Annotated in this window: 14 protein-coding genes and 1 tRNA gene; 7 read left to right on the top strand and 8 right to left on the bottom strand. The window is 68.5% G+C overall.

Annotated features, from left to right (window positions below; translation table 11 throughout):
• The first annotated feature begins 12 nt into the window (after positions 1-12).
• Both JJL56_RS01130 and JJL56_RS01125 read left to right on the top strand, forming a co-directional pair.
• Entirely contained in the window at positions 13-6,357 is a 6,345-nt protein-coding gene (locus tag JJL56_RS01130; protein WP_200483862.1) for a DUF3320 domain-containing protein, read from the top strand.
• Positions 6,358-6,558: 201 nt separating this feature from the next.
• Positions 6,559-7,893 carry a DUF445 domain-containing protein gene (locus JJL56_RS01125; RefSeq protein ID WP_200483861.1) on the top strand — a complete coding sequence of 445 codons (1,335 nt, stop codon included), beginning with the start codon at positions 6,559-6,561 and terminating at the stop codon, positions 7,891-7,893.
• A gap of 183 nt (positions 7,894-8,076) precedes the next feature.
• On the opposite strand, the gene JJL56_RS01120 is transcribed toward JJL56_RS01125, so the two are convergent.
• The 3 genes from JJL56_RS01120 to JJL56_RS01110 form a co-directional block, all read right to left on the bottom strand.
• On the bottom strand, positions 8,077-8,955 hold the full coding sequence (locus JJL56_RS01120) for a replication initiation protein (RefSeq protein WP_200483860.1): 879 nt from the start codon (positions 8,953-8,955) through the stop codon (positions 8,077-8,079).
• Between the two features lie 549 nt (positions 8,956-9,504).
• Entirely contained in the window at positions 9,505-9,780 is a 276-nt protein-coding gene (locus JJL56_RS01115; RefSeq protein WP_200483859.1) for a hypothetical protein, read from the bottom strand.
• A 25-nt stretch (positions 9,781-9,805) separates the two neighbouring features.
• Entirely contained in the window at positions 9,806-10,366 is a 561-nt protein-coding gene (locus tag JJL56_RS01110; RefSeq protein ID WP_200483858.1) for a helix-turn-helix domain-containing protein, read from the bottom strand.
• 261 nt (positions 10,367-10,627) lie between these two features.
• Between JJL56_RS01110 and JJL56_RS01105 the strand changes: the two genes are divergently transcribed.
• The 4 genes from JJL56_RS01105 (at position 10,628) to JJL56_RS01090 (ending at position 15,585) form a co-directional block, all read left to right on the top strand.
• Positions 10,628-11,395 carry a hypothetical protein gene (locus tag JJL56_RS01105; RefSeq protein WP_200483857.1) on the top strand — a complete coding sequence of 256 codons (768 nt, stop codon included), beginning with the start codon at positions 10,628-10,630 and terminating at the stop codon, positions 11,393-11,395.
• 226 nt (positions 11,396-11,621) lie between these two features.
• Positions 11,622-12,713: a DNA-binding protein gene (locus tag JJL56_RS01100; RefSeq protein ID WP_200483856.1), complete on the top strand. Its 1,092-nt coding sequence runs from the start codon at positions 11,622-11,624 to the stop codon at positions 12,711-12,713.
• A gap of 284 nt (positions 12,714-12,997) precedes the next feature.
• The gene (locus JJL56_RS01095) at positions 12,998-13,426 is read left to right on the top strand and encodes a hypothetical protein (RefSeq protein WP_200483855.1); all 429 of its coding nucleotides are present in this window, start codon (positions 12,998-13,000) and stop codon (positions 13,424-13,426) included.
• Positions 13,423-15,585: a hypothetical protein gene (locus JJL56_RS01090; protein ID WP_200483854.1), complete on the top strand. Its 2,163-nt coding sequence runs from the start codon at positions 13,423-13,425 to the stop codon at positions 15,583-15,585. Before JJL56_RS01095 ends, JJL56_RS01090 begins: the two co-directional genes overlap by 4 nt.
• 341 nt (positions 15,586-15,926) lie before the next feature.
• Here the strand turns inward: JJL56_RS01090 and JJL56_RS01085 are convergent.
• Positions 15,927-16,020: transfer RNA gene (locus tag JJL56_RS01085), tRNA-Ser, on the bottom strand.
• Positions 16,021-16,218: 198 nt separating this feature from the next.
• Between JJL56_RS01085 and JJL56_RS01080 the strand changes: the two genes are divergently transcribed.
• Positions 16,219-16,452 carry a hypothetical protein gene (locus tag JJL56_RS01080; protein WP_200483853.1) on the top strand — a complete coding sequence of 78 codons (234 nt, stop codon included), beginning with the start codon at positions 16,219-16,221 and terminating at the stop codon, positions 16,450-16,452.
• A 19-nt stretch (positions 16,453-16,471) separates the two neighbouring features.
• Here the strand turns inward: JJL56_RS01080 and JJL56_RS01075 are convergent, their stop codons facing one another.
• The 4 genes from JJL56_RS01075 to gatC form a co-directional block, all read right to left on the bottom strand.
• Positions 16,472-18,598 (bottom strand): PAS domain S-box protein, encoded by a 2,127-nt coding sequence (locus JJL56_RS01075; RefSeq protein WP_200483852.1) that lies wholly within the window; start codon positions 18,596-18,598, stop codon positions 16,472-16,474.
• 98 nt (positions 18,599-18,696) lie between these two features.
• Positions 18,697-20,148, bottom strand: coding sequence for an Asp-tRNA(Asn)/Glu-tRNA(Gln) amidotransferase subunit GatB (gene gatB, locus JJL56_RS01070; protein ID WP_200483851.1), 1,452 nt, complete (start codon positions 20,146-20,148; stop codon positions 18,697-18,699).
• Between the two features lie 21 nt (positions 20,149-20,169).
• Positions 20,170-21,651 carry an Asp-tRNA(Asn)/Glu-tRNA(Gln) amidotransferase subunit GatA gene (gene gatA / locus JJL56_RS01065; protein WP_200483850.1) on the bottom strand — a complete coding sequence of 494 codons (1,482 nt, stop codon included), beginning with the start codon at positions 21,649-21,651 and terminating at the stop codon, positions 20,170-20,172.
• A complete protein-coding gene (gene gatC / locus JJL56_RS01060; RefSeq protein ID WP_014198426.1) occupies positions 21,651-21,938 on the bottom strand; it encodes an Asp-tRNA(Asn)/Glu-tRNA(Gln) amidotransferase subunit GatC in 288 nt (95 codons plus the stop codon). The genes gatA and gatC overlap by 1 nt, the downstream gene beginning before the upstream one ends.
• Positions 21,939-22,063 lie beyond the last annotated feature (125 nt).

The raw sequence follows: 22,063 nt of genomic DNA, 5'->3' as shown, positions 1-22,063 counted from the left end.
GCGACGGTTATCATGAGCGACAACAACGAAGCGGTGCTGGATGTTGTGGTGGATCGGGCGCCGGCGGAGGCGCCTCCGCCCGTCCGCATCGAGGCGACGTTGACGCCGCGTCTGAACCTCGCCTTCCATCAGAACGCGGTCCCGGTCCTGCATGAGCTGGTGCTGGTCAACGACGGCGACGCTCCGCTCGAGGCGGTCGAGCTGACCCTGACGTCGGAACCCGCGTTCGTGGCGCCCAAGACTTGGCGCATCGACGCCGTCCCCGCCGGCCAGCGCTACCACCTGCCGAAGCTCGACGTCACGCTGGACGGCGCCATGCTCGGGCGGCTGACGGAGGCGGAGAGCGCGACCGTCACCATCACCGCCGCGGCGGCCGGAAGCCCGGAGCCGGTGGCGCGGACCGAGCGGTCGCTCGAGCTGCTGGCGCGCAACCAGTGGGGCGGCGTCGGCAACATCCCCGAGATGATCGCCGCCTTCGTCCAGCCGAACGACCCGGCCGTCGAGCGCGTGCTGAAGAAGGCCGCCGACATCCTGCGGCAGAACGGCAAGAGCGGCGCGCTGAACGGCTACGAGGGCGGGCCGAAGCGGGCCTGGGAACTGGCGGCGGCCGTCTGGGGCGCGGTCGGTGCGCTTGGCCTCGACTACGCCCTGCCGCCGCCCAGCTTCGAGCACGCCGGGCAGAAGGTGCGTGGACCATCGCAGGTTCTCGACTCCGGACTCGCCACCTGCCTGGACTCGGCGCTTCTGTTCGCGGCGGCGCTGGAGCACTGCGGCCTGAACCCGCTGATCGTCTTCACGCGGGGCCACGCCTTCGCCGGCGTCTGGCTGCGGCGCGAGGAGTTCACCACGCCGGTGGTCGACGACGTGACGGCGCTCCGCAAGCGGGCGAAGCTGAAGGAACTGGCGCTGTTCGAAACGACGCTGGCCACCCATCGTCCCTGCCCGTCCTTCGCCGTCGCCGCCGACCACGCGTTCCGCCAGATCGAGGAGAGCGTCGAGGACACGTTCGAACTGGCCGTGGACGTCCGCCGTGCCCGTTTGCAACGCATCCGCCCGCTGGCCAACGCCGAGGCCACGGTGACGGCGGACCACGCGGACGCGGACGCCGAGGCATCCGAACCTCTGTTCGCGGAGCCGCCGGCCGACCTCCCCGACGACCTCGACGATGCGGCAGACGATGCGGGGCCTGCCTCGCCCAAGGACCGGCTGGAACGCTGGCAACGCAAGCTGCTCGACCTGTCGCTGCGCAACACCCTGCTGAACTTCCGTGCCGGCAAACGCGCGCTGGTCTGTGACGCTCCGGACCCCGGCCTGCTGGAAGACCTTCTCGCGGAAGGCCGATCGCTGCGCCTGCTCCCCCGGCCGGCGCTGATGGACGGCAACGACCCGCGCAGTCAGGCGATCCACGAAGGGCGGACCCTGGAGGATCTGCACCGCCAGCATGCGCTGGAGGCGCTCGGCCGCAACGAGGTGCTGGTCGCGCTGAAGGGGGACGACCTCGACGCGCGCCTGACGGAGCTGTACCGCACCGCGCGCGCGGCGATGCAGGAAGGCGGGGCGAACACCCTGTTCCTGGCGCTCGGCTTCCTGTCCTGGACCCGCGACGCAAAGGACGCGAAGCGCCACCGGGCGCCGCTGATCCTCATCCCCGTCACGCTCCAGCGCAAGAGCGTGCGGTCGGGCTTCAGCCTTGTGCTCCACGACGACGAGCCACGCTTCAACCCGACGCTGCTCCAAATGCTGCGCCAGGACTTCCGCCTGACCATCCCGGTGGCGGAAGGGGAGCTGCCGCGCGACGACAGCGGGCTGGACATCGCCGGCATCTGGAAGGCCGTCCGCCAGGCGGTGAAGGACATCCCCGGATGGGAGGTGACGGAGGACGTGGTGCTGGCCACCTTCTCCTTCGCCAAGTACCTGATGTGGAAGGATCTGGTCGACCGGACGGAGCAGCTGAAGCAGAGCCCGGTCGTCCGGCACCTAATCGAGACGCCCCGCGACCCGTTCCCAAGCGACCTGGCCTTCCCGAACCCACGGCACCTGGACGCGACCCACGGGCCGGAGCACACCTTCTGCCCCCTGCCCGCCGATTCCTCGCAGCTGTCCGCCGTGATGGCGGCGGCGCGCGGCAAGAACTTCGTGCTGGTCGGCCCGCCGGGCACGGGCAAGAGCCAGACCATCGCCAACCTCGTTGCCCAGTTCCTGGCGGAGCGGAAGTCGGTCCTGTTTGTGTCGGAGAAGATCGCGGCGCTCGACGTCGTGTACCGGCGCCTGCGCGAGGTCGGCCTCGGCGAGTTCTGCCTCGAGCTGCACTCCAGCAAGTCTCGCAAGCTCGACGTGCTGGACCAACTCCGCCGCGCTTGGGACGCCAAAGGCGACACCGACGCCGACACGTGGCGCAAGGAGGCCCAGCGGCTGAAGGGCCTGCGCGATCAACTCAACGGCTTCGTCGCGCGGCTGCATCACCGGCACCGCAACGGCCTGACCGTGCACGCCGCCATCGGCCGCGTCGTCGCCGGACGGCATCGCCCGCCGCTCGGGCTGTCCTGGCCGTCCGCCGACGCCCATGACGAAGCGACACTCGACGCCCTGCGGGAACTGGCCGACCGGCTGGGACTCCACGCCCGCGAGGTTGGCTCGATCACCGACAGCCCGTTGCAAATCGTGACCCGCGCGGAGTTCTCCTCCCACTGGCGCCACGGCCTGATCGCCGCCGCGCAGGAACTGGCCGATGCCGGCGACGCGCTGACGGAACGCGGAGACACCTTCCTCCGCGCAACCGGGCTGCCCGGCCGCCCCCTGGACCGCAAGACGCGCGCCGTCCTCGGGGAGCTTGCCCGTGTTCTCCCGCAGGCCGCCGGGCGCGACTGGCGCTTTGCCCTGCGGCCCGACGCCGGGCGCCTCGCCGACCGCCTGCGGGAGGGGCTGAGCCGCCTCGAGGCCCGGCGGGCGCTCCTCGACGCGCTGTCGCCCGCGCTCGCCGAGAGCGTCACCCAGGGGCTACGCCGGGGGCTCGACCTGCTGGCGAAGCACCGGGATCTCGCCGGGCAACTGTCCGTCGCCTACGGTGCTGGCGTCGCGACGCTCGACGTCGAAGGATTGAAGGCCGAGTGGACCAAGGCCCAGCAGTCGATCTGGCCGTTGCGCGGCATGCGCTCGAAGGCGGTCATCAAGGCTCTGATGGCGGCGTCGGACGGCAGCCGCGAACCCGACGTCGCCGCGGACCTGGAGCGCCTTGCCGCGCTGCGGGCCGTCACGCGCGACATCGAGGCTCTGGCGCCCGCCGACGCCGGCCCGGTCTGGGCCGGCCTGGACACCGACGTGGAGGCGGTGCAGTCCCTGCTCACCTTCCAGGCGATGTTGCCGGCGGCACTCTCGGCGATGCCCTGGAGCGACAGCGGCCTCGGACCCATCGCCGAGGGACGCTGTGGGGGCGCGGCGGCCGGCGACCTCCAGCGCCTGCACGACCTCCGTACGCTGGAGCGGGAGGTCGAGGACCTCGACGACCTCCGCACGATCACCGGCGGCCTCTGGAACGGCCTGCGGACTCGCGCACCGGACGTGGAAGCGGCGTTGACCTTCCAGGCCGCGCTCTCTGCGGCCATCGCGCGGCTGGCCGCGACGCCGGACGAGCTTGCCTCGGTAAAGGCGGCGCTGGACCGCCTGATCGGCGACGGCAACGCCCTGCTGGCCGCGGACGGCCCCGTCGAGACGGCCGGGCGCGCCTTCCTCGACGCTCTGGATCGGCACGACACCACCCTCCGGACCTTCGCGGAGCTGTCGGGTTCCAGCGAAGCGCAGATCGACGCGATGGTCGGAGAGACGCCAAGTCGCGTCGCCGCGGTGTCCCGAGGCATTCCGCCGCTGGAACCGAAGCTCCACAGCTGGTGCGCGTGGCGGCGGACGCGGGACGACGCGATGGTCCGGGGCTTGGCCCCGCTGGTCGCCGCGATGGAACAGGGCCGCGTCGCCGTCGAGGATCTGCGGGACGCCTTCGAGACCGACTACTGCCGCTGGTGGCTCGACGGTGTGGTCGACGACGACGAGGTGCTGCGCTCGTTCGTCTCTGCCGAGCATGAGAAGCGCATCGCCGACTTCCGCGCCCTCGACGAGCGCTTCACCGACCTGACCCGCGCCCACATCCGTGCCGGGCTCTGCGCCGGCCTGCCGGACCAGGACTCGGTCGGCAAGAGTTCGGAATGGGGCATCCTGCGGCGCGAGATGCAGAAGAAGCGCGCCCACATGCCCTTGCGCGAATTGATCGGCCGGCTGCCGACGGCGGTGACGAAGCTGGCGCCCTGCCTTCTGATGAGCCCGCTGTCGATCGCCCAGTTCCTGTCCGCCGAGACCGCGCCGTTCGACGTCGTGGTGTTCGACGAAGCCTCGCAAATCCCGGTGTGGGACGCGATAGGCGCCATCGCGCGGGGCCGGCAGGTCGTCATGGTCGGGGATCCGAAGCAGCTCCCGCCGACCGCCTTCTTCGACCGCGCGGAGGCTGATGAGGATGACGACGGCGATGTGGACGGCGACCTGGAAAGCATCCTCGACGAATGCCTGGGCGCCAACCTTCCGGCCCGCAGCCTGAATTGGCACTACCGCAGCCGCCACGAGAGCCTGATCGCCTTCTCCAACCACCGCTACTACGAGGGCGGGCTGGTCACCTTTCCATCGCCGGTCACCGACGATCGTGCGGTCAGCCTGCATCTCGTCGCCGACGGCACGTACGAAAAGGGCGGCGCCCGCATCAACAAGCCGGAAGCGCGGGCGCTTGTCGCCCATCTGGTCGAACGGCTGAAGGACCCCGCCTTCCGCGCCGCCGGCCTGACCGTCGGCGTGGTGACCTTCAACAGCGAGCAGCAGCGGCTGATCGAGGACCTGCTGGACGAGGAACGGCGGAAGGCGCCGGAGATCGAGCCGCATTTCGCCGAGGACGCGGTCGAACCGGTGTTCGTCAAGAACCTGGAGAGCGTTCAAGGCGACGAGCGCGACGTCATGTATTTCTCCATCACCTATGGCCCCGACCTGACCGGCGCGGTGTCGATGAACTTCGGCCCGATGAATCGGGACGGCGGCGAGCGGCGCTTGAACGTCGCCGTCACCCGCGCCCGGCACGAACTGCGCGTCTTCTCCAGCCTGCGGCCGGAACAGTTCGACCTCAGTCGCACGGCGGCGCTCGGCGTCCGGGACCTCAAGCACTTCCTCGAGTTCGCCGAGCGTGGCCCGCGGGCGTTGGCGGAGGCCGTCCGCGGCAGCGTGGGGGAACACGAGAGCCCCTTCGAGCATGCCGTGGCCCGTGCGCTCGCCGCGCGCGGGTGGCAGGTTCAGCCTCAGATCGGCGTCTCGTCCTTCCGGATCGATCTGGGCGTGGTCGACCCGGACGCCCCCGGACGCTTCCTCGCGGGGATCGAATGCGACGGCGCGACCTACCACCGGTCCGCCACCGCCCGCGACCGCGACAAGCTGCGTGAACTGGTCCTGCGCGGCTTGGGGTGGGAGATCGTCCGCATCTGGTCGACCGACTGGTGGCACGATCACGACGGCGCGCTGGACAAGGTCGATGCACGCCTGTCGGCCCTGCTGGAAGCGAGCCGTGCGCGCCGCGCGGAAGAGGTCCGGCGGCTCGAGGAAGTTGCCCTGGCCGCAGCGGACGACCCGACGACTATCGACGCCGCGGAGGACGCCGACGATGTCGCGCCGCCCCTGGATGATTTCGGGCAACACGGCCAGGACCCCAAGAGCACGGGGCATCGTCCGGCCGACGATCTGTTCCAGGGTTCCGACCTCATGCAGCCCTCCATGGCCTATGCCCGCAACGCGAGCGCCGCACCGCAACCCGACGCGGACGACCGCTTCCGCGAGGCCGATCCCCTGACGGTCGTGAGCTCGGTCAACCCGGATGCCTTCTTCGACCGGGAGTACACCACGGCGCTCCAGGAGATGATCGCCCATGTCATCACCGTGGAAGGGCCGGTCCGTGACGATGTGCTCGCCCGCCGGATCGCCCGCGCGCACGGTTGGCTTCGCACCGGTTCCAAGATCCGCGACCGCGTGATCACGCTGGCCCGTGCTCGCTTCCCGATGGTGCAGGAGGAAGTTGGGGCCTTCTTCTGGCCCGCCGGCACGGATCAGACCATTTGGCCGTCCTTCCGTCGCCCGGCCGGGGACGAGCCCCGGCCCGTCGATGAGATCGCCTTGCCGGAGCTGGTTGCACTGGCGAAGGTCATAAAGGAAGCGGGCATCAAGGGGGAGGATGCCATCACCGCCATGGCCCGCGACGCTGGCCTCCAAAAGCTGCGCGCGGCCAGCCGCGATCGCCTCCGCCGCGCCTGGACCATGGCTTCCTCTGTGGAGGGCCAGTAGGCGACAAAAAGACGCTGGCCCGAACCCCTCCTCCCAGAAGGTCACTATGTCGTTTCGCTCGAGAACTGGGATGCCAGGCCGCAGAATGAGAACCTTCCCTGACGGCAGCAGCCACCTTCGCCGTTTCGAGTAAGAGGAAGCATCTCCCTGTTAGCATCGGCAGCGTTCTATACAACTTATCGCAGTAAAAAAGAGAGATAGATGGTTGCGGTGATCGAAGACGGGTTTCCGGACGAGCAGCCAATGGCGCTGCGGCGAATGAAGATGGTGGCCACGGGAGCCCTGGCCGCGGCGGCGGCGGGTTACGTCGGCCTGACATTCGTTCCCGGAGATGGCATTTTCCTCGGTGCGGCGAGGGCGGCCACAGAGGCCGCGACCGTGGGCGGCCTCGCCGACTGGTTCGCTGTCGTGGCCCTCTTCCGGCGTCCGCTTGGTCTGCCCATCCCACACGTCGCGCTGTTGCCGAACAACAAGGACCGCATTGGCCGGAGCCTTGGCCGGTTCGTTCGGGACCACTTCATCGACCCGGACGACATTGCACGCAAGGCTGCGGAAGTCGATTTTCCCGGGCAATTCGCCGCATGGCTGGACAGCCCTGAGAACGCTCAGATGCTGGCCGACGAAGCGGCGACCCTGCTGCCGCAGTGGGTCTCGTCGTTCGATGACGCCGTGCTGAAGGAGCGCGTCAGGAACGAGGTCAAGGCCCTTGTCGCCGACATTGATTTCGTTGCCACGGCCGATGATGTCCTCATGGCCCTCATCCAGCGGGGCGAACACCTCGACATCGTCGACGAGGTTGCTGACTTGGCGCTGGACTGGATCCGCAGCGAGAGGGGAGAAATCGAACGGCAGGTCAACGCGAAGGTCGTCGCCTACATGGCTTCCTGCTTCGACGGATATGTTGCCAAAGCGCTGGGCGTGGATACCAAATGGCTGATGGACGGTTCAATAGCTCGAACCATTTCAGGGCCCATTGCCGACGGCATCGTACACAATGTCGAAGGCAAACTCCGGGACGTCAAGGATCCATCACGGCCGCTCCGACCCCAGTTGCACGCGCTCGTCCTCGAGCACGTGCAGAAGCTCAAGGCGAATGAGGCATGGGCAGCAAAGCTGGAGGGCATCCGGACGCATATGATCGGGCACCGCGACTTCGACCAGCACTTCGAGGCCATATGGTCCATGCTGCGGGAGCGGCTGGTGCAATCACTGGAGCACTCCCGCGAAGACGTCGCCGCGCTCGCCGCGGAACAGCTGGCCGGGCTCGCCGAACGGCTGCGTGCTGACGAAGGACTCCGAGGGCGCCTGACCGCTGCCGTGCAGTCGCTGGTTCGGGAAGGCGTTGCCCAGCACCGCGGGAACGTTGGCGAACACATCGCCGGCATCGTCGGCAAATGGGATCCGAAGGGAATGGCAAACCTTCTGGAGCTTCACGTCGGGCGCGATCTGCAGTTCATCCGTCTCAACGGCACGATCGTTGGAGGGGTGGCCGGGATGGGCCTGTTTCTCGTCCATCGTCTGTTGCTCGCGATGTGACCCTCCGACAAGGCATCGTCAAGTCAACGCTGCTTGCGATTCTGTTGAGCACGGCTCTCCCGAGGAGTTGGCGCGCCAAGACGAATGCGCAGACATGGGTAGGGCGGCAACCTTGGTCCAGGCGATGGAGTCCTGGACCTTGACGGCGCGGCGCGCGAGGTACACACGAGGGAGGAATGGTCGTCACAGGCCGCCTGAGCCGGGGACGCCGCCCCCGGCGACCGGGACGGCGCCGATGGGCACGGCGGCGGCCCCCATCTCCACAGGGACATTCTCCTCCGTCGCCGCCGCGCCTGCGGCAGGCTTTCTGACGACATGGAAGGCGACCACCGTCACCTTCCCGCCGCGCCCCTTCGTGGCCTTCCCCGCCCGTTGAAGCGTGGCGGTAACATTGAAGGGGGCATGGGCGCTGATGTCACTCACCGCCGGCTCGATCGCCCGGCGGAGGACGTCACCGAAATTGGGCATCTGCGTGTCGAGGCCGAGAAGCCGGCGCAGAACGTCGACGTCGACCTCCCAGGTCCACGCCTTTCTCTTCCGGCTGGCATGGCGCTGGAGGATTTCGTACAGGATCAGGGCGTACTTCGACTGGAACCTGTAGACGATTCCAAGGCGAATGCGCGCGTACAAGCTAGGATCGGCTAGCAGCGGACGTAGAGCTTTCGGAAACTCGTAGAACAGAACATCAGCTGCCTTGGAAAACCTCATGTCGCCCAGCAAGCTGGTGATGTGTGTCCAATCGGAATTGTCCGACCCCAGCGCGTTGAACTCCACCACCTGTCCCTTCAGGCGCTTGAGGCTGTCCTTGATGCGGGCGTTGTGCTTGTGGGGCGTGGCGCCTTCGGACGCGGACAACTGCCGCAGATCCGACAGGCGAATCGTGTGCTCTTGCTCGAGATGGATGGTCTCGTAGGCGTTGGCCAGCAGGGCATTGTAGAGGCGACGATCGGCCAGGGTCAAACCCATGGCTCCCGTCATCTCGACAAGGCCGATAGCCTTCGGAAAGCTCGGATCCGTGGTGAGATCGAGCGGCTTCCCGGTGACATGGTACTTCTCGGCCATCGAATGCCCACCAGCGGATTGAGGTGCTCCGCCGAGTATGGGGACGGCGCGCAACGAGACAACGCCAGCCCCCAGGAAGTCGCAATATTTCCCCCGAAATGTCGCATAAGCGCTTCAAGCCGCCCCCTGGATGTCGCAATAACGACTAAAAATCACCTCCAACCCATTGCATATACACGATTTTTCTTTGCCTAGGACGTAATGGGCTCGAGGACTTTGGGGTTAGAGGACACCCCTATTATTGGCGACCGCAGGTCGCCCGCCGAAGGCGGAACAAGGAGGGGGTTTGGGGGAGGATGGCGCGATGGTCGAAGACTCATTGACCATCCGCGAAGACCAGGAAATTCAATGGGTTGCGAAGAGGCTTTCCGGGGTCTTATCCAGCCGAAGGACTGAGGCTGGGAACCCTGTCCGAGAGACGCGAGGTCGGCCGGCGTCGCCCGAACCTCGCAGCGTCGGATCGTGAACAACGGGAAGGGCTTGCAAGCGCCGCCGTCCGGCCCACTCCCGGTCGCAGCGACGGCGGCCTTCGCAGTTCGGACCACCGGTCTACAGGGGCCCCGCGGCGCACAGGGCCAGGCGCCAGAGAATCCCCGCCTGATCCTGAGAGGTCAGGGCGAGGAAGTCCGGGCTTCGATAGGCGGCGCAAATGGTCGCGATCGCTTCCGCGCGGGTCAGTGGGCGGTCGAGCCGCTCACTGGAATCGTAGAGCCCATCCGCCGTGAAGCTGTTGACGAGGACGATGATCCGCTCGAGCGACACGGCGATGGTCTTCGCCGAGCGGGGGCCATCGAGGTGAATCAGAATGCAGCGGTTCGGCTTCATCTGGTGTCCCTCCCGGTGGTGAGGATCAGTCGGCGTTGCCCAGGCACTCGACGAGGCCGTCGACGGGCCAGGGCGCGCGCGGGACGCCCCGATGGGCGCGCCGGACGCGCATGACCGTGCTGACGGAAAGCCCGACGATCGTTGCGATCTCCCGAACCACGACGCCGGCCGCGGACAGAGCGACGATCTCGGAAACGCGCCCCGGCGTTGCCCGAACGTAGGCGCGGCACTCCGTGCGCGGTCGCGACCGCGTATCGCCGTTGTCCGACAGATCTTCGAGAAGAGCGGCGACCTGCAGTACGACGCCACCGTCGAGCCCGTCCCGCAGCAGGGTGACGCGCACTCCAGCTTCCGCCGCACGGCGCAACGACGCCAGCGCCGCATCGACAGTGTCGCCGAGATCCCGAACGCCTGGAACGAGCAGATCGTCGCCTTCGGCGAGGGTCGCGAGCAGGAATTCGAGACCAGCCTGGTCGGCGCTGCTGTCGTATAGGACGAGGGCGCCGGTGATCGTGGCATGCTCGTCGGGCAGGTCGGCCGGCGCCGACATCGGGCAGGTGCGGGGGCGGATGTAGACGACGCGCATGGAACCTCCTGTCGTGATGACGGCGGCCGATCCGTGGATCGGCGCGGTCAAGACCCGGAGGCTGACGGTCATATGGGGTCACGCCCACGGGATGGTTCCCGCAAGCGGTGCGGTTACTCCCTGGTTCATGCGACGCGCGGCCGCCGCATGGCGGGCTGGCGATCCGCGGGGCGATCCGGCACACACTTGCATCGGCGGTCCACCGCCCTCCTTGCCCCGTCGCCGGCATCCCGCCGGGCGACCACGCGCACGGAGACCGCCATGCACATTCCCACCGCCTCTTTCGCGCACGCCTCCGCCCGCCATCGGCCGGGCTCTCTCGTCGGCGATGCTCTCAGCCTGCTGCGCAATCCAGCCATCCTGGGGAGCTGGCTCCACGCTAGCCGCCTCGCCGAGTTACTCGCTAGCGTCCACGCTCCACACCGCGCTGGGAAACGGACCGAGCAAATCGCCAATGAGTTGCGTTCCAAACTGCTGCCACCCGCGAGGATCGGTCTTTACCCTGACATCGAGGTGAAACCCGGCTCCTATGTCCGCGCCATCGCCCTGGCGGGCATCGGCGCACCGGTGGCCGTCCCCGGATCGCCCCGCCCGCTGACGCGCCACGAACGCCTCCAAGGACTGCTGGCCGGCTTCCATCTGCTGAAAGGCGAAACCGTCTTCCTGCCGCGGGGCGATCGTGGTCGACATCCTGGCCTGCAACATCGCCTGACCGGGACTCTCCCCAGTCTGGGCGATGCAGCGGCCGACCGGAGCCTCGCCCAGGTCGACGTCGTCGTGCTGCGCGCCGGCCAGCCCTTCCGCCTGTACGAGATCGAGACCAGCGCCGGCAAGGCGACCAAGGCTCTGGTTCGGTTGAGCGACGTCTTCAAGACCGCCGGCCAGCCCCCGGGGGGACTCTTCGTTGCGGTGCCCAATGGGCAGGTCGACCGCCTGCGCCTCGAGCTCGAGCGTCCGACCCTGCGCGGACTGCGCGGCGTCGGCCGAATCCTGCCGTTCGCCAGCGTCGAGGACCTCCTCGGCCCGTGACGCTTCGCGGGACCCGGAAGGGCGATGCGCTGGATGGGCGGTGTCCCCGTGGCGCTGCACGTCTGAAGACGCGATGCCCGTAGGGAACCATATGGCCGTAGGGGCGGCGCCGTAGCCTACGATCCTACACCCCTACACCGCAGCCGACCGTAGCGTAGGGGTGTAGGGGTGTAGGCCACGGCGCCGGCCCCGTCTTTGGATCATTCGATGCAACCGGGAAGAGATCATGGCGCAGAAGGCAACACACGCCGCGGTGCAGGCCGCCTACCACACGCTCGTCGCACAGGGTATCCCGCCGACCTACGATGCCGTCCGGAATCAGATCGGCGGCGGCTCGATGACCACGATCAACCGCCACCTGCGCGAGATCGCCGCCGCTTCGTCTCCGCCGATGCCGCCTTCGCCGGCGCCGTCCGCTCCGCTGTCGGAAGAGGCGCCGGTCGAACTGCCGCTGGAGTGGCTCGAGGTTGCCGACGGGCTGTCGCGGACCGTGGCAAGCATCCTGACCCGGACGATCGCCGACGAGAGGCAACGGGCTGCCCAGCTTCTCGCTGCGGAGGCGGAGGCTCGGGCTGCCGCCGTCGCCGCGGCGCGAGCGCAGACCGAAGACCTGCGGCGCGCCCTCGAGGAGAGCCGGGGGCGGACCGACGCGGACCTCGATACCGCTGCCGAAGAGGTGGAGATGCTGCAGGGAATCATCGCCACTCTGCTGGCCGCGGTCGAACTGGAGTCCTCCGACGATCCCGACGATCTGCGCGCCGCCGCCGCTCACGCGGTGAACCGGATCCGTGAACTGACCGGGACGGCGGCGCGTATCCCGGCTCTGGAAGCCGAGCTCGAGCAGAGCATCTCCGAGATCCAGGCGGCCGAGGCCCGCATTGCGGACCTGCAGGACGCCGCCAACCGGGCCGAGCGTCGGCACCAGGAGATGCTCGGGACCGCCTCGCGCGTCCCGGAGCTGGAAGCCGCCGTACAGGCTGCCGAGGTCCGCATCGCCGGGCTGTCGGCCCAGCTCGTCGCCAGCGCCAAGACCGCCGGGAGGGTCGAGACGCTGGAGGAGATGATTGTCAAGCTGACCACCGCGATGGCCTGCGCCGCCGCGCCGCCGCCGGCGCCCTCGGCTCAGCCCCGTTCCCGTCCGACGAAGCGCGCCGCCGCCACCCCAGCGGCGCGCGCAGAGAAGAACGGCGCCGCTGCGCCGCCGGAGCCGGAGACGACCTCGGCCGACCAGCCCCTGGCCAACTTGGTGCTGACCGCACCGTCCCCGGCCGACGGCGGATCGTCCGACGCGCCAGCTTCGCCGGTCACCGCCACCTGACGCGGAGGACGGCGTCGACGCGTCGACCGCCGGCGCCGCCCTCCTGCAATCCCGATCGTCCTTCCCCCCGTTGCGCCTTCATCGTCGGCCGCCATCTCCCCCCTCGTCCCGCCCCTTGGGGCGGACGGCCAGCCATGCGCGGTTTTCGCCCCAAGGGGACTCCAACTCGCGCAGGCCGGCCAGGGGCTCCGCCCCGTGGACCCCGCCAGGGAGGGCCAGCCCTCCCGTGGACCCACCCGCCGGAGAGGCCAGCCTCCCCGGACCCCACCCGCGAGGAGGCCGCGATGCCGAAGACACCCCGACGCCCCTCCCGCGTCGACAGCGGGAGCGAGCAGCGCGCCAGAGCCTGTCAGATCAGCTACCGCGTGTCGGCGGACGAGTTCAACCGGCTCCAGCGCGCCGGCGAGGAGCGCGACCTGTCGGCGGCCCAGTTCGCGCGCGCCGTTGCCCTGTCCTCCCAAGGACAGGCCATCCCGAAGGTCCGCCGCGCCAGAGCGGTTGCGGCACCACCGGAACTTCAAGCGGCGCTCCCCCTCCTCGGCGCTCTGCAGAGCGACCTTCGGCATGTCCGTACGCTCCTCAACCAACTGGCGGCGCGGGGCAACGCCGGCGCCGTCAGGCCGGCCATGGACGGCTACGCGAAGGCCGAGAAGGCCGTTCTGGAGCTGGCCGAACGTATCATCGCGGCGGTGTCGGGGAAGCGGCCCTCATGATCATCAAGACAACCCAGCGCGGCGAGGCGGCTTGGCTCTCCGCCCACCTCACCCGTACCGACGCCAACGAGGCCGTGACGATCATCGACGGGCGCGGCGTGGTCGCGCTGGACGTCCATGTCGCCCTGCGCCAGTTCGAGGCGCAGTGGCGGATCGCCAACTCACGGGCGCGCGACTTCCTCGTCCATGCCTCCATCTCGCCCGCCCAGCCCCTGTCGAACGATCAGTGGGCCGATGCCTGGGGGCTCTACGAGGAGCAGCATGGCCTCTTCGGGCAGCCCTACATCGAGGTCGAGCACGCCAAGCCGGGGGACTCCGGCCGGCCCAGTCACCGGCACCGCGCCTACCTGCGCATCCGCCCCGACGGCAGAGCCGTCCATCTCGGACACTCGTTCCAGGCGAACGAGGTCGTCGCGCGGCTCTGCGAACTGCGCTTCGGACACCCCCTGACGAAGGGGGCCCACAATCGGGCCGTCGTGGCCTACCTCGAGCAGCACGGCTACAGCGACGACGCCGGACAACTGCACGGCCTGACCGAACGGCGGCGTCCGCGTGCCGGCCGCTCGGAAGCGGAGGCGCAGCAGGAGAGCCGCTCGGGCTCCCGCAAGGCGACCGCCGCCGAGTGCGCCGCCGCGGCGTGGCAGCTCGCCGACAGCCCGCAGGCGCGCCGCGCGGCCCTGGCCGAGGCCGGCTTCGTCCTCGCCCGGGGCGATCGGCGCAACGCAGTGCTCGCGGTCGACGCCGCCGGCGAGGCCTGGGCGCTCCATCGCCTGCTGGCGGCCGGCGAGCGCGGCGCCTGGACGGCGGCGCGGGTGCGCAAGGAACTCGAGGGCGTCGTTGACGCCTTGCCGACCGTCGAGGAGCTTCGCGGCCGCCTGCGCAAGGGTCCGGGCCCGGAGAGGGTGCGGTCGCCCTCCGAGGAGACAGGCGGGTTCGCCGCCCACCTTGTCACCTCGCCGGCGGAGCGGAAGGAACCCGTCGCGCCGGCGCCGGTCGACGATGCGGACTCCTACTGGCCGACCGAGCCCGACAACGTGTCCCCTAGGCGGCCGTCTCTGGCGCCGATCGTCTGCCGGCTGGGTGCCGGCGCCTCGGTGCTGACGGCATCGAGCGCCGCCGCTCCGAGCGTTGGCGAAGACGTCGGGGAGATGGTAGAGGACGTCCCACAGGCGGAGCCGGTCCGGTCCGCCGTCACGCTCCCGCCGGTGTCCCCGGCCGGCGCCGCCATCATGGCGCCGCCGTCGGAGAACCGGCACGAAAGCGGGCACGACGCAAGCCGCACGCAGGCAACGGTTCGCGTCGCTGCACCGGTTCCCCGACAGGCAAGGCCGTTGGCGGAGGACAAGGCTCCCCGAATGGCCGCGTCGGCGTCCGCCGGCCCGCCGTCCAGCAGCGCCGCGCTCCAGAACCGCCCCGCACCGGTGCGTGATCGTCGCGTGTCGCCCGCGGGTCGGAATGGGGACCACACGGGAGTCCGACGCCGATCGCTGGCCCCAGTTCCGACGCAAGACCATGGTTCGGCCCGCCCGCCCGCCTCGCACAGCGCACAGAACCAGCCGATTCGACCGCCGGCTCCCGATCGGTCGGAATGGGGAGACCAGCGGCGCCCCAGCGTGCCGCCTCCGCCGTCCGTCCCGTCGCTGGATGAAGGCCGCCGACGCAAGGCTGAAGCGGCCAAGACTGCCGCCCGCCGGATCCGGGACCTGACAGCGCGGGGATCGCGCCCGCCGGCACCCGCCGGCGAAGCCCCCTCCTCCGTCGAGTTGGTGCTCGCCGATCGACTCGGCTCCTACGTCGGCGCCCTTCTGGACTGGTGGAAAGCCCGCAACGACGACACCAGCCGCGTCGAAGAGGCTCAGGAGCGCCTGCGCCGGGCGTGGCAGGATCTCGTCGCGACGGCTCGGCTTCTGCTGCGCCGGAGCGGCGGAAGCGGCACGACCGAGGAGGCATGCGGCGCTCTGACCCAAGCGCTCACGCGAAGCCGCCCCGAGGCGCGCACGGCCCACGAGCGCTGGCTCGACCGGGCCTACCAGCCGGCGGCCGTCCCCGCTCCCGAGGCCGATCCTGCGGCTCGCGCTTCCAGTCACATCCGGCGTGTCGCCACCAACGTTGTCCCACGACCGAGCGAGCCCCCGGAACGAACGCCTCAGGGCGAGTAGGTCGGCCGTTCGGGTCGCTGGCGGCCCTCCCTTTTCACGACAGGAGAATGCCGGGCGTCAGCGAATTGTCGTTTCCGCCCCAGCAAAGTTTTCGGCCGGTCCGCTGGATCGCTCGGCAACCGTCGAGGAACAGGCGCTCCGACAGAACTCCTATCGACGGTTCATTCGAAAGTGGCGGAGGGACGTCCGCAGGACCGCTGGCGAGAGTCCAGCCGCAACCCGAACGCGCCTTGCATGGCGCGGCCAAGCGCTTGATCGGGTACACAAATCCGGTACACTGAGAGGCAAGGCATCACCTCGCCGCCGCCCGAAAATGCCGGATATATCGCATTTGAGGAAAATGGCGGAGGGGATGGGATTCGAACCCACGATAGGGGTTTGAGCCCCTATAACGGTTTAGCAAACCGCCGCCTTCAGCCTCTCGGCCACCCCTCCTACCGGGTCGGCGCTCTGTGGCGCCGCTGGCGTGGGTGCGTTCTAACGATCCGGATGGGGCCTGTCAACGCTTAGTCGCCAAAAATTTGGAACAAGCCAGAAAAGAACGAAATCTATATAAAATTTTATGTACTTTTTAGAAAATCACAGGTAGTTTACCACCAGAACGCGATAGCAATCATTGGTCAGGGGGACGCCATGAGCTTGTCACGCCGCTGCGCCGAAACGCTGATCGATCTGGTCGAGATCAAGCTGAGCTGCCTGGAGATCACCGACCGCGAGGACCTTCGTGAGAAGGAGCTGCTGTTGCGTTGCGTTCAGGAGTTGAAGGCCGAGGTTCGCGGCGAGAACGGGGCCACGGCCGCGTTTGAGGCGCCCAAGCGGCGCGGCCGCCGGCCCAAGCATTTGCAGCTCCAGGATCTGCACGCCTGACGCAATCTCTCGGCGTCCGTCAGACCGGCACCACCGGCCCCGACACCGATCCAGGTTGAGGCGGCTGGGCCGTTGGCGCCGCGGCCTCCCGCGCGATGCGGCGCGGCAGACGCAGGGTGAAGCCCGTACCCTGCCCGGTCACGGACCGCACCGCCACCGTACCGCCCAGCACACCCGTCACCGTGCTGTGCACGATGTGCAGGCCAAGCCCCGAGCCCCCCTCGCCGCGCTTGGTCGTGAAGAAGGGTTCGAACACCTTTTGCAGATGATCCTCGGGGATGCCGGCCCCGTCGTCGGAAAAATCGATGACGATATGCTCGCCGCCGTCCGGATGGACCGCAATCCGGATGGTTCCCCGCTGCTCCTCGCCATAGGCGTGGATCAACGCGTTGATCACGAGGTTGGTCAGCACCTGGCTCAACGCGCCGGGAAAGCTGTCCATTTCCAGCCCCTCCGGACAGTCCACCTCGACCGTCACCCGCGTGCGTTTCAAGCGCGGCCGCAGAGAGAACAGCACCTCGTCGATGTAGATCCGCAGATCGAAGGACCGCCGCTCGCCGGAGGTCTGGTCAACCGCCACCTGCTTGAAGCTTTGCACCAGCGCCGCCGCCCGGTTCATATTCGACACCAGCAGGCGGGCGGCTTCGGTCACCGTGTCGAGATGCTCGGCCAGGATGGTTTTCTTCAGCGTGCCCGATTCGAAACGGACACGCAGGTCGCGGGCCTGTTCGGCGATGTGGCTGGCGGCGGTGAGGCCGATGCCGATGGGTGTGTTGATCTCGTGCGCGACTCCGGCGACCAGCTGCCCCAGCGAGGCCATCGCCTCCGCCTGGATCAGACTCTCCTGGGCGGCGCGCAGGTCGGCCAAAGCGCGCTCCGCCGCGTCGCGGGCGGCAACCATGGCGGCCTCCGCCGCCTTGCGGTCGTTGATGTCGTAGAGCCAGGTCAGCAGCGCCGGCTCCCCGTCCATCTCGATCTCCCCCCAGCTCGACAGCACCCAAACGATCGTTCCGTCCGGCTTGCGGAAGCGCACCTCGGCGTCGCGGAACGGGCCTTCCCGTTCGAACCGGTCGATCAGGGCCTGGCGGTCCGCCGGATCGGCGTACAGCCGCTCGGCGGGCATCGGCAGCAGATCGTCGCGCGACCGGCCCAGGATGATCTCCGACTGCGTGTTGCAGAACACCAGCAGACCGTCGCGGCGCGTGATGTTCACGGCGATCGGGCTGGCCTCCAGGATGCGCAGCAGCCGTTCCTTGCCGGCGCGGACCTCCTCCTCCTGGCGGCGGCGCTCGGTGATGTCGGTCATGATGCCGACGTAGCGCACCGCCCGACCGGAGGCGTCGCGGATCGCCCGCCCCTGGGCCGCGATCCACATCCAGCCCCCATCCGCGCGGCGCAGCCGGTAATCATAAGCGTAGGCCGCCGTCTCGCCCCGCAGGTGGGAATCGATGGTGGTCAGCACGCGCCGCCGGTCGTCGGGATGCAGACGCAACTCCCAAAAGTCGGCGGGCATCTCCGGCGGCTCGGCGTAGCCCAGCATGCGCGGAAAGCTGTCGGACCACCAGCAGGTCCCCCGCTGGATGTCGGTGTCCCACACCGCCGCACCGGTGGCGTCCAACGCCATTTCCAGGCGGTCCGCCAGATCGCGGCGAACCGCGTCTGCCTTCTTCTGCTCCGTCAGATCGTAGAACCAGCTGATGTGGCAGCGCCGCCCTTCGAAGTCGATGACGGTTGAACTCAGCGAACCCATGCAGGTTTCGCCGTCGCCACGGCGCAGCAGAACTTCCTGCCCATCAAAGATGCCTTCGACGTAAAGGCGATCGATGGCCGCCCGGCGGTCCCGCGGGTCATGATAGAGCGGCCACATGCCGTCGCGCTGGAGCTGCTCGCCGCTGACTTTGAAACAGGTGGCGGCGCTGGGGCTGTGGTAGAGATTGTCCCCGTCGCGCGTGTTGATGAGGACACCGATGGGAGCGGTGTCCAGGATGGCGCGCAACCGCTCCTCCGTCGCCCCGGAGACGTTTGAGGGGGCCTCCGCCGGGGGGGGCGGTCCCATGCGCTGCGCCGCCAGCAAGCCGGCGAGAAATCCGGCCAGGAGACCGGCGAACAGCGCAAGCAGCGCCACCGTCAGCGAATCTGCAATCATTGGGCCTCCCGCCGGTCCCAATTGAAACCGACGGGAGAACAAAATCAACGGTTATGACGCCGCACCATCCCATGGCATGGCGTCACAACCATTTCCGATCAGCCCTTCAGCTTGGTCATCAGGATTTCGTTGACCAGGGCCGGGTTGGCCTTGCCCTGGGTCGCCTTCATGACCTGACCGACGAAGAAGCCGAACAGCTTGTCCTTGCCCGACCGGAACTCGGCCACCTTGTCGGCGTTGGCGGCCAGCACGGCGTCGATGGACGACTCGATGGCCCCGGTGTCGGTGACCTGACGCAGGCCCTTTTTCTCGACGATGTCGGCGGGCTTCTCACCCGTTTCGAACATCGCCTCGAACACCTCCTTGGCGATTCGGCCGGAGATGGTGTTGTCGGCGATCAGGTCGATCAGGCCGCCGAGGTTCTCCGCCGAAACGGGGCTCTCCTCGATCTCCTTGCCGGCCTTGTTCAGATAGCCGAACAGCTCGCCGGTGACCCAGTTGGCGGCCAGCTTCGGGTCGCGGCCCTTGGCCACGGCCTCGAAGAAGTCGGCGCGGGCCTTCTCGGACACCAGCACGTCGGCGTCGTAGGGCGACAGTCTGTACTCGCCGATGAAGCGGGCCTTCTTGTCGTCCGGCAGTTCCGGCAGGGTGCGCTTGATCTCCTCCACCCATTCCGCGTCCAGCTCCAGCGGCAGCAGGTCCGGATCGGGGAAGTAGCGGTAGTCGTGCGCCTCCTCCTTGGAGCGCATGGAGCGGGTCACGAATTTCGTCGTGTCCCACAGCCGCGTCTCCTGGTCGATCTTGCCGCCGTCCTCGATGATCTCGATCTGGCGACGCGCCTCATACTCGATCGCCTGCATGACGAAGCGGATCGAGTTGACGTTCTTGATCTCACAGCGCGTGCCGAAGGGCGCGCCCGGCTTGCGCACCGACACGTTGACGTCGCAGCGCATGGAGCCTTCCTCCATGTTGCCGTCGCAGGTGCCGAGGTAGCGCAGGATGGAGCGCAGCTTGCGCACATAGGCGCCGGCCTCCTCCGCGGTGCGCATGTCCGGCTCCGACACGATCTCCATCAGCGCCACGCCCGACCGGTTCAGGTCGATGTAGGTCTTGGCGGGGTGCTGGTCGTGCAGCGACTTGCCGGCGTCCTGCTCCAGGTGCAGGCGCGTGACGCCGACCGTGCGGGAGGAGCCGTCCGGCAGGTCCAGAACGATCTCGCCCTTGCCGACGATGGGCTGCAGATACTGGCTGATCTGGTAGCCCTGCGGCAGGTCGGCGTAGAAGTAGTTCTTGCGGTCGAACACCGAGTGCAGGTTGATCTGCGCCTTCAGCCCCAGGCCGGTGCGCACCGCCTGCTCGATGCAACGCTCGTTGATGACGGGCAGCATGCCGGGAAAGGCGGCGTCGACGAAGCTGACCTGGCTGTTCGGCTCCGCGCCGAAGGCGGTGGCGGCGCCGGAGAACAGCTTGGCGTTCGAGATGACCTGGGCGTGGACCTCCAGCCCGATCACGATTTCCCAATCGCCCGTTTCGCCCTGAATGTACGACATCGGTCTCTTCTCTCGTCCGGCTCAGGCCATGAACGGCGGGGTGGCGGTGACGGCGGCGGCCTTCTCGATGACCTGACCGACGCGCAGGACGGTCTCCTCATCGAAGGGCCGGCCCAGGAGCTGGAGCCCCAGCGGCAGCCCGTCCGACCCGACGCCCGCCGGAACCGACATGCCCGGCAGGCCGGCCAGCGAGGCCGGGACCGTGAACACGTCGTTCAGGTACATCTGGATCGGATCGTCCATCTTCTCGCCGATGGCGAAGGCGGTGCTCGGCGCGGTCGGCGTCAGGATGACGTCGCACTGCTTGAACGCCTCGTCGAAGTCCCACTTGATGCGCGTGCGCACCTGACGGGCCTTGTTGTAGTAGGCGTCGTAATAGCCAGCCGACAGCACGTAGGTGCCGATCAGGATGCGGCGGCGGACCTCCTTGCCGAAGCCGGCGCCGCGGGTGTTCTCGTACATGTCCTTCAGGCTGGCGCCCTCGACCCGCAGGCCGTAGCGCAGCCCGTCGTAGCGCGCGAGGTTCGACGACGCCTCGGCCGGAGCGACGATGTAGTAGGTGGCCAGCGCGTACTTGGTGTGCGGCAGGCTGATCTCCACCGGCTCGGCGCCGGCCTCCTTCAGCCAGGCGATGCCCTGGTCCCAGATCGCGGCGATCTCGGCGGGCATGCCCTCCACCCGGTATTCCTTGGGAATGCCGACCTTCAGGCCGCGGATGTCGCCGGTCAGGGCGGCGCGGAAGTCCGGCACCGCCATGTCGACCGAGGTCGAGTCCTTGGGGTCGAAGCCGCACATCGAGCGCAGCATGATCGCCGCGTCCTCGACTGTGCGGGTCATCGGACCGGCCTGATCCAGCGAGGATGCGAAGGCGACCACGCCCCAGCGCGAGCAGCGCCCGTAGGTCGGCTTGATGCCGACGATGCCGGTGAAGGCGGCGGGCTGGCGGATCGAGCCGCCGGTGTCGGTGCCGGTGGCGCCCAGCGCGGCGCGCGCGGCGACCGCCGCGGCGGAACCGCCCGACGAGCCGCCGGGAACGAGCTGGCGCGACCAGTTGCCGACCTCGCCCGGGCTCCACGGGCTGATCACGTTGCCGTGGTGGGAGGTGATGTTGGCCGAGCCCATGGCGAACTCGTCCAGGTTCACCTTGCCCAGCATGACGGCGCCGTCGCGCCACAGGTTGCTGGTGACGGTGGACTCATACTCCGGCTTGAAGCCGTCGAGGATGTGGCTGGCCGCGGTGGTCGGCACGCCCTTGGTGCAGAACAGGTCCTTCACCGCGATGGGCAGACCCTCCATCGGCCCCGCTTCGCCCTTGGCGCGGCGGGCGTCGGAGGCCTTGGCCATCGTCAGCGCCTGTTCCGGCGTCTCGGTGATGAAGGCGTTCAGGGGGCGGATCGTCTCCACCGCCTTGACGTGGGCCTCGGTCAGCTCAACCGCGGTGAATTCCTTCTTGGCGAGGCCGTCGAGGGCCGCCGCCATGGTCAGATGCGTAAGACCGGTCATCACTCGACCACCTTCGGAACGACGTAGAAGCCTTCGGCCGTCTCCGGGCCGTTGGAGAGGACGGCGTCGCGGTAACCGCCGTCGGTCACCTCGTCCTTGCGGCGGCGCAGCGTCTGCGCGGCCACGCTGGTCATCGGCGGCACGTCCTGCGTGTCGACCTCGCCCAATTGTTCGACGAAGGTCAGGATTTGGCTCAGCTCACCCGCCAGGTGATCCAGTTCATCGTCCGGCACCTTGATGCGGGCCAGATGCGCGATCTTGGCCACGGTGGCCTTGTCGAGCGACATGCCTTCCACTCTCTTCCGAAACGTCTGGAAAAACGGCTTGGAAGCTATCACCCGAATTCTATTACCGCAATGATTCAGGGATATCCCTTCCATCGGCGGCCCAGCCCCGGACAAGCGGCGGGAAG

This window comes from Azospirillum aestuarii (assembly GCF_016632405.1).
GTDB classification, from domain to species: Bacteria; Pseudomonadota; Alphaproteobacteria; order Azospirillales; family Azospirillaceae; genus Azospirillum; species Azospirillum aestuarii.
This window is presented reverse-complemented; position numbering and strand designations above follow the sequence as displayed.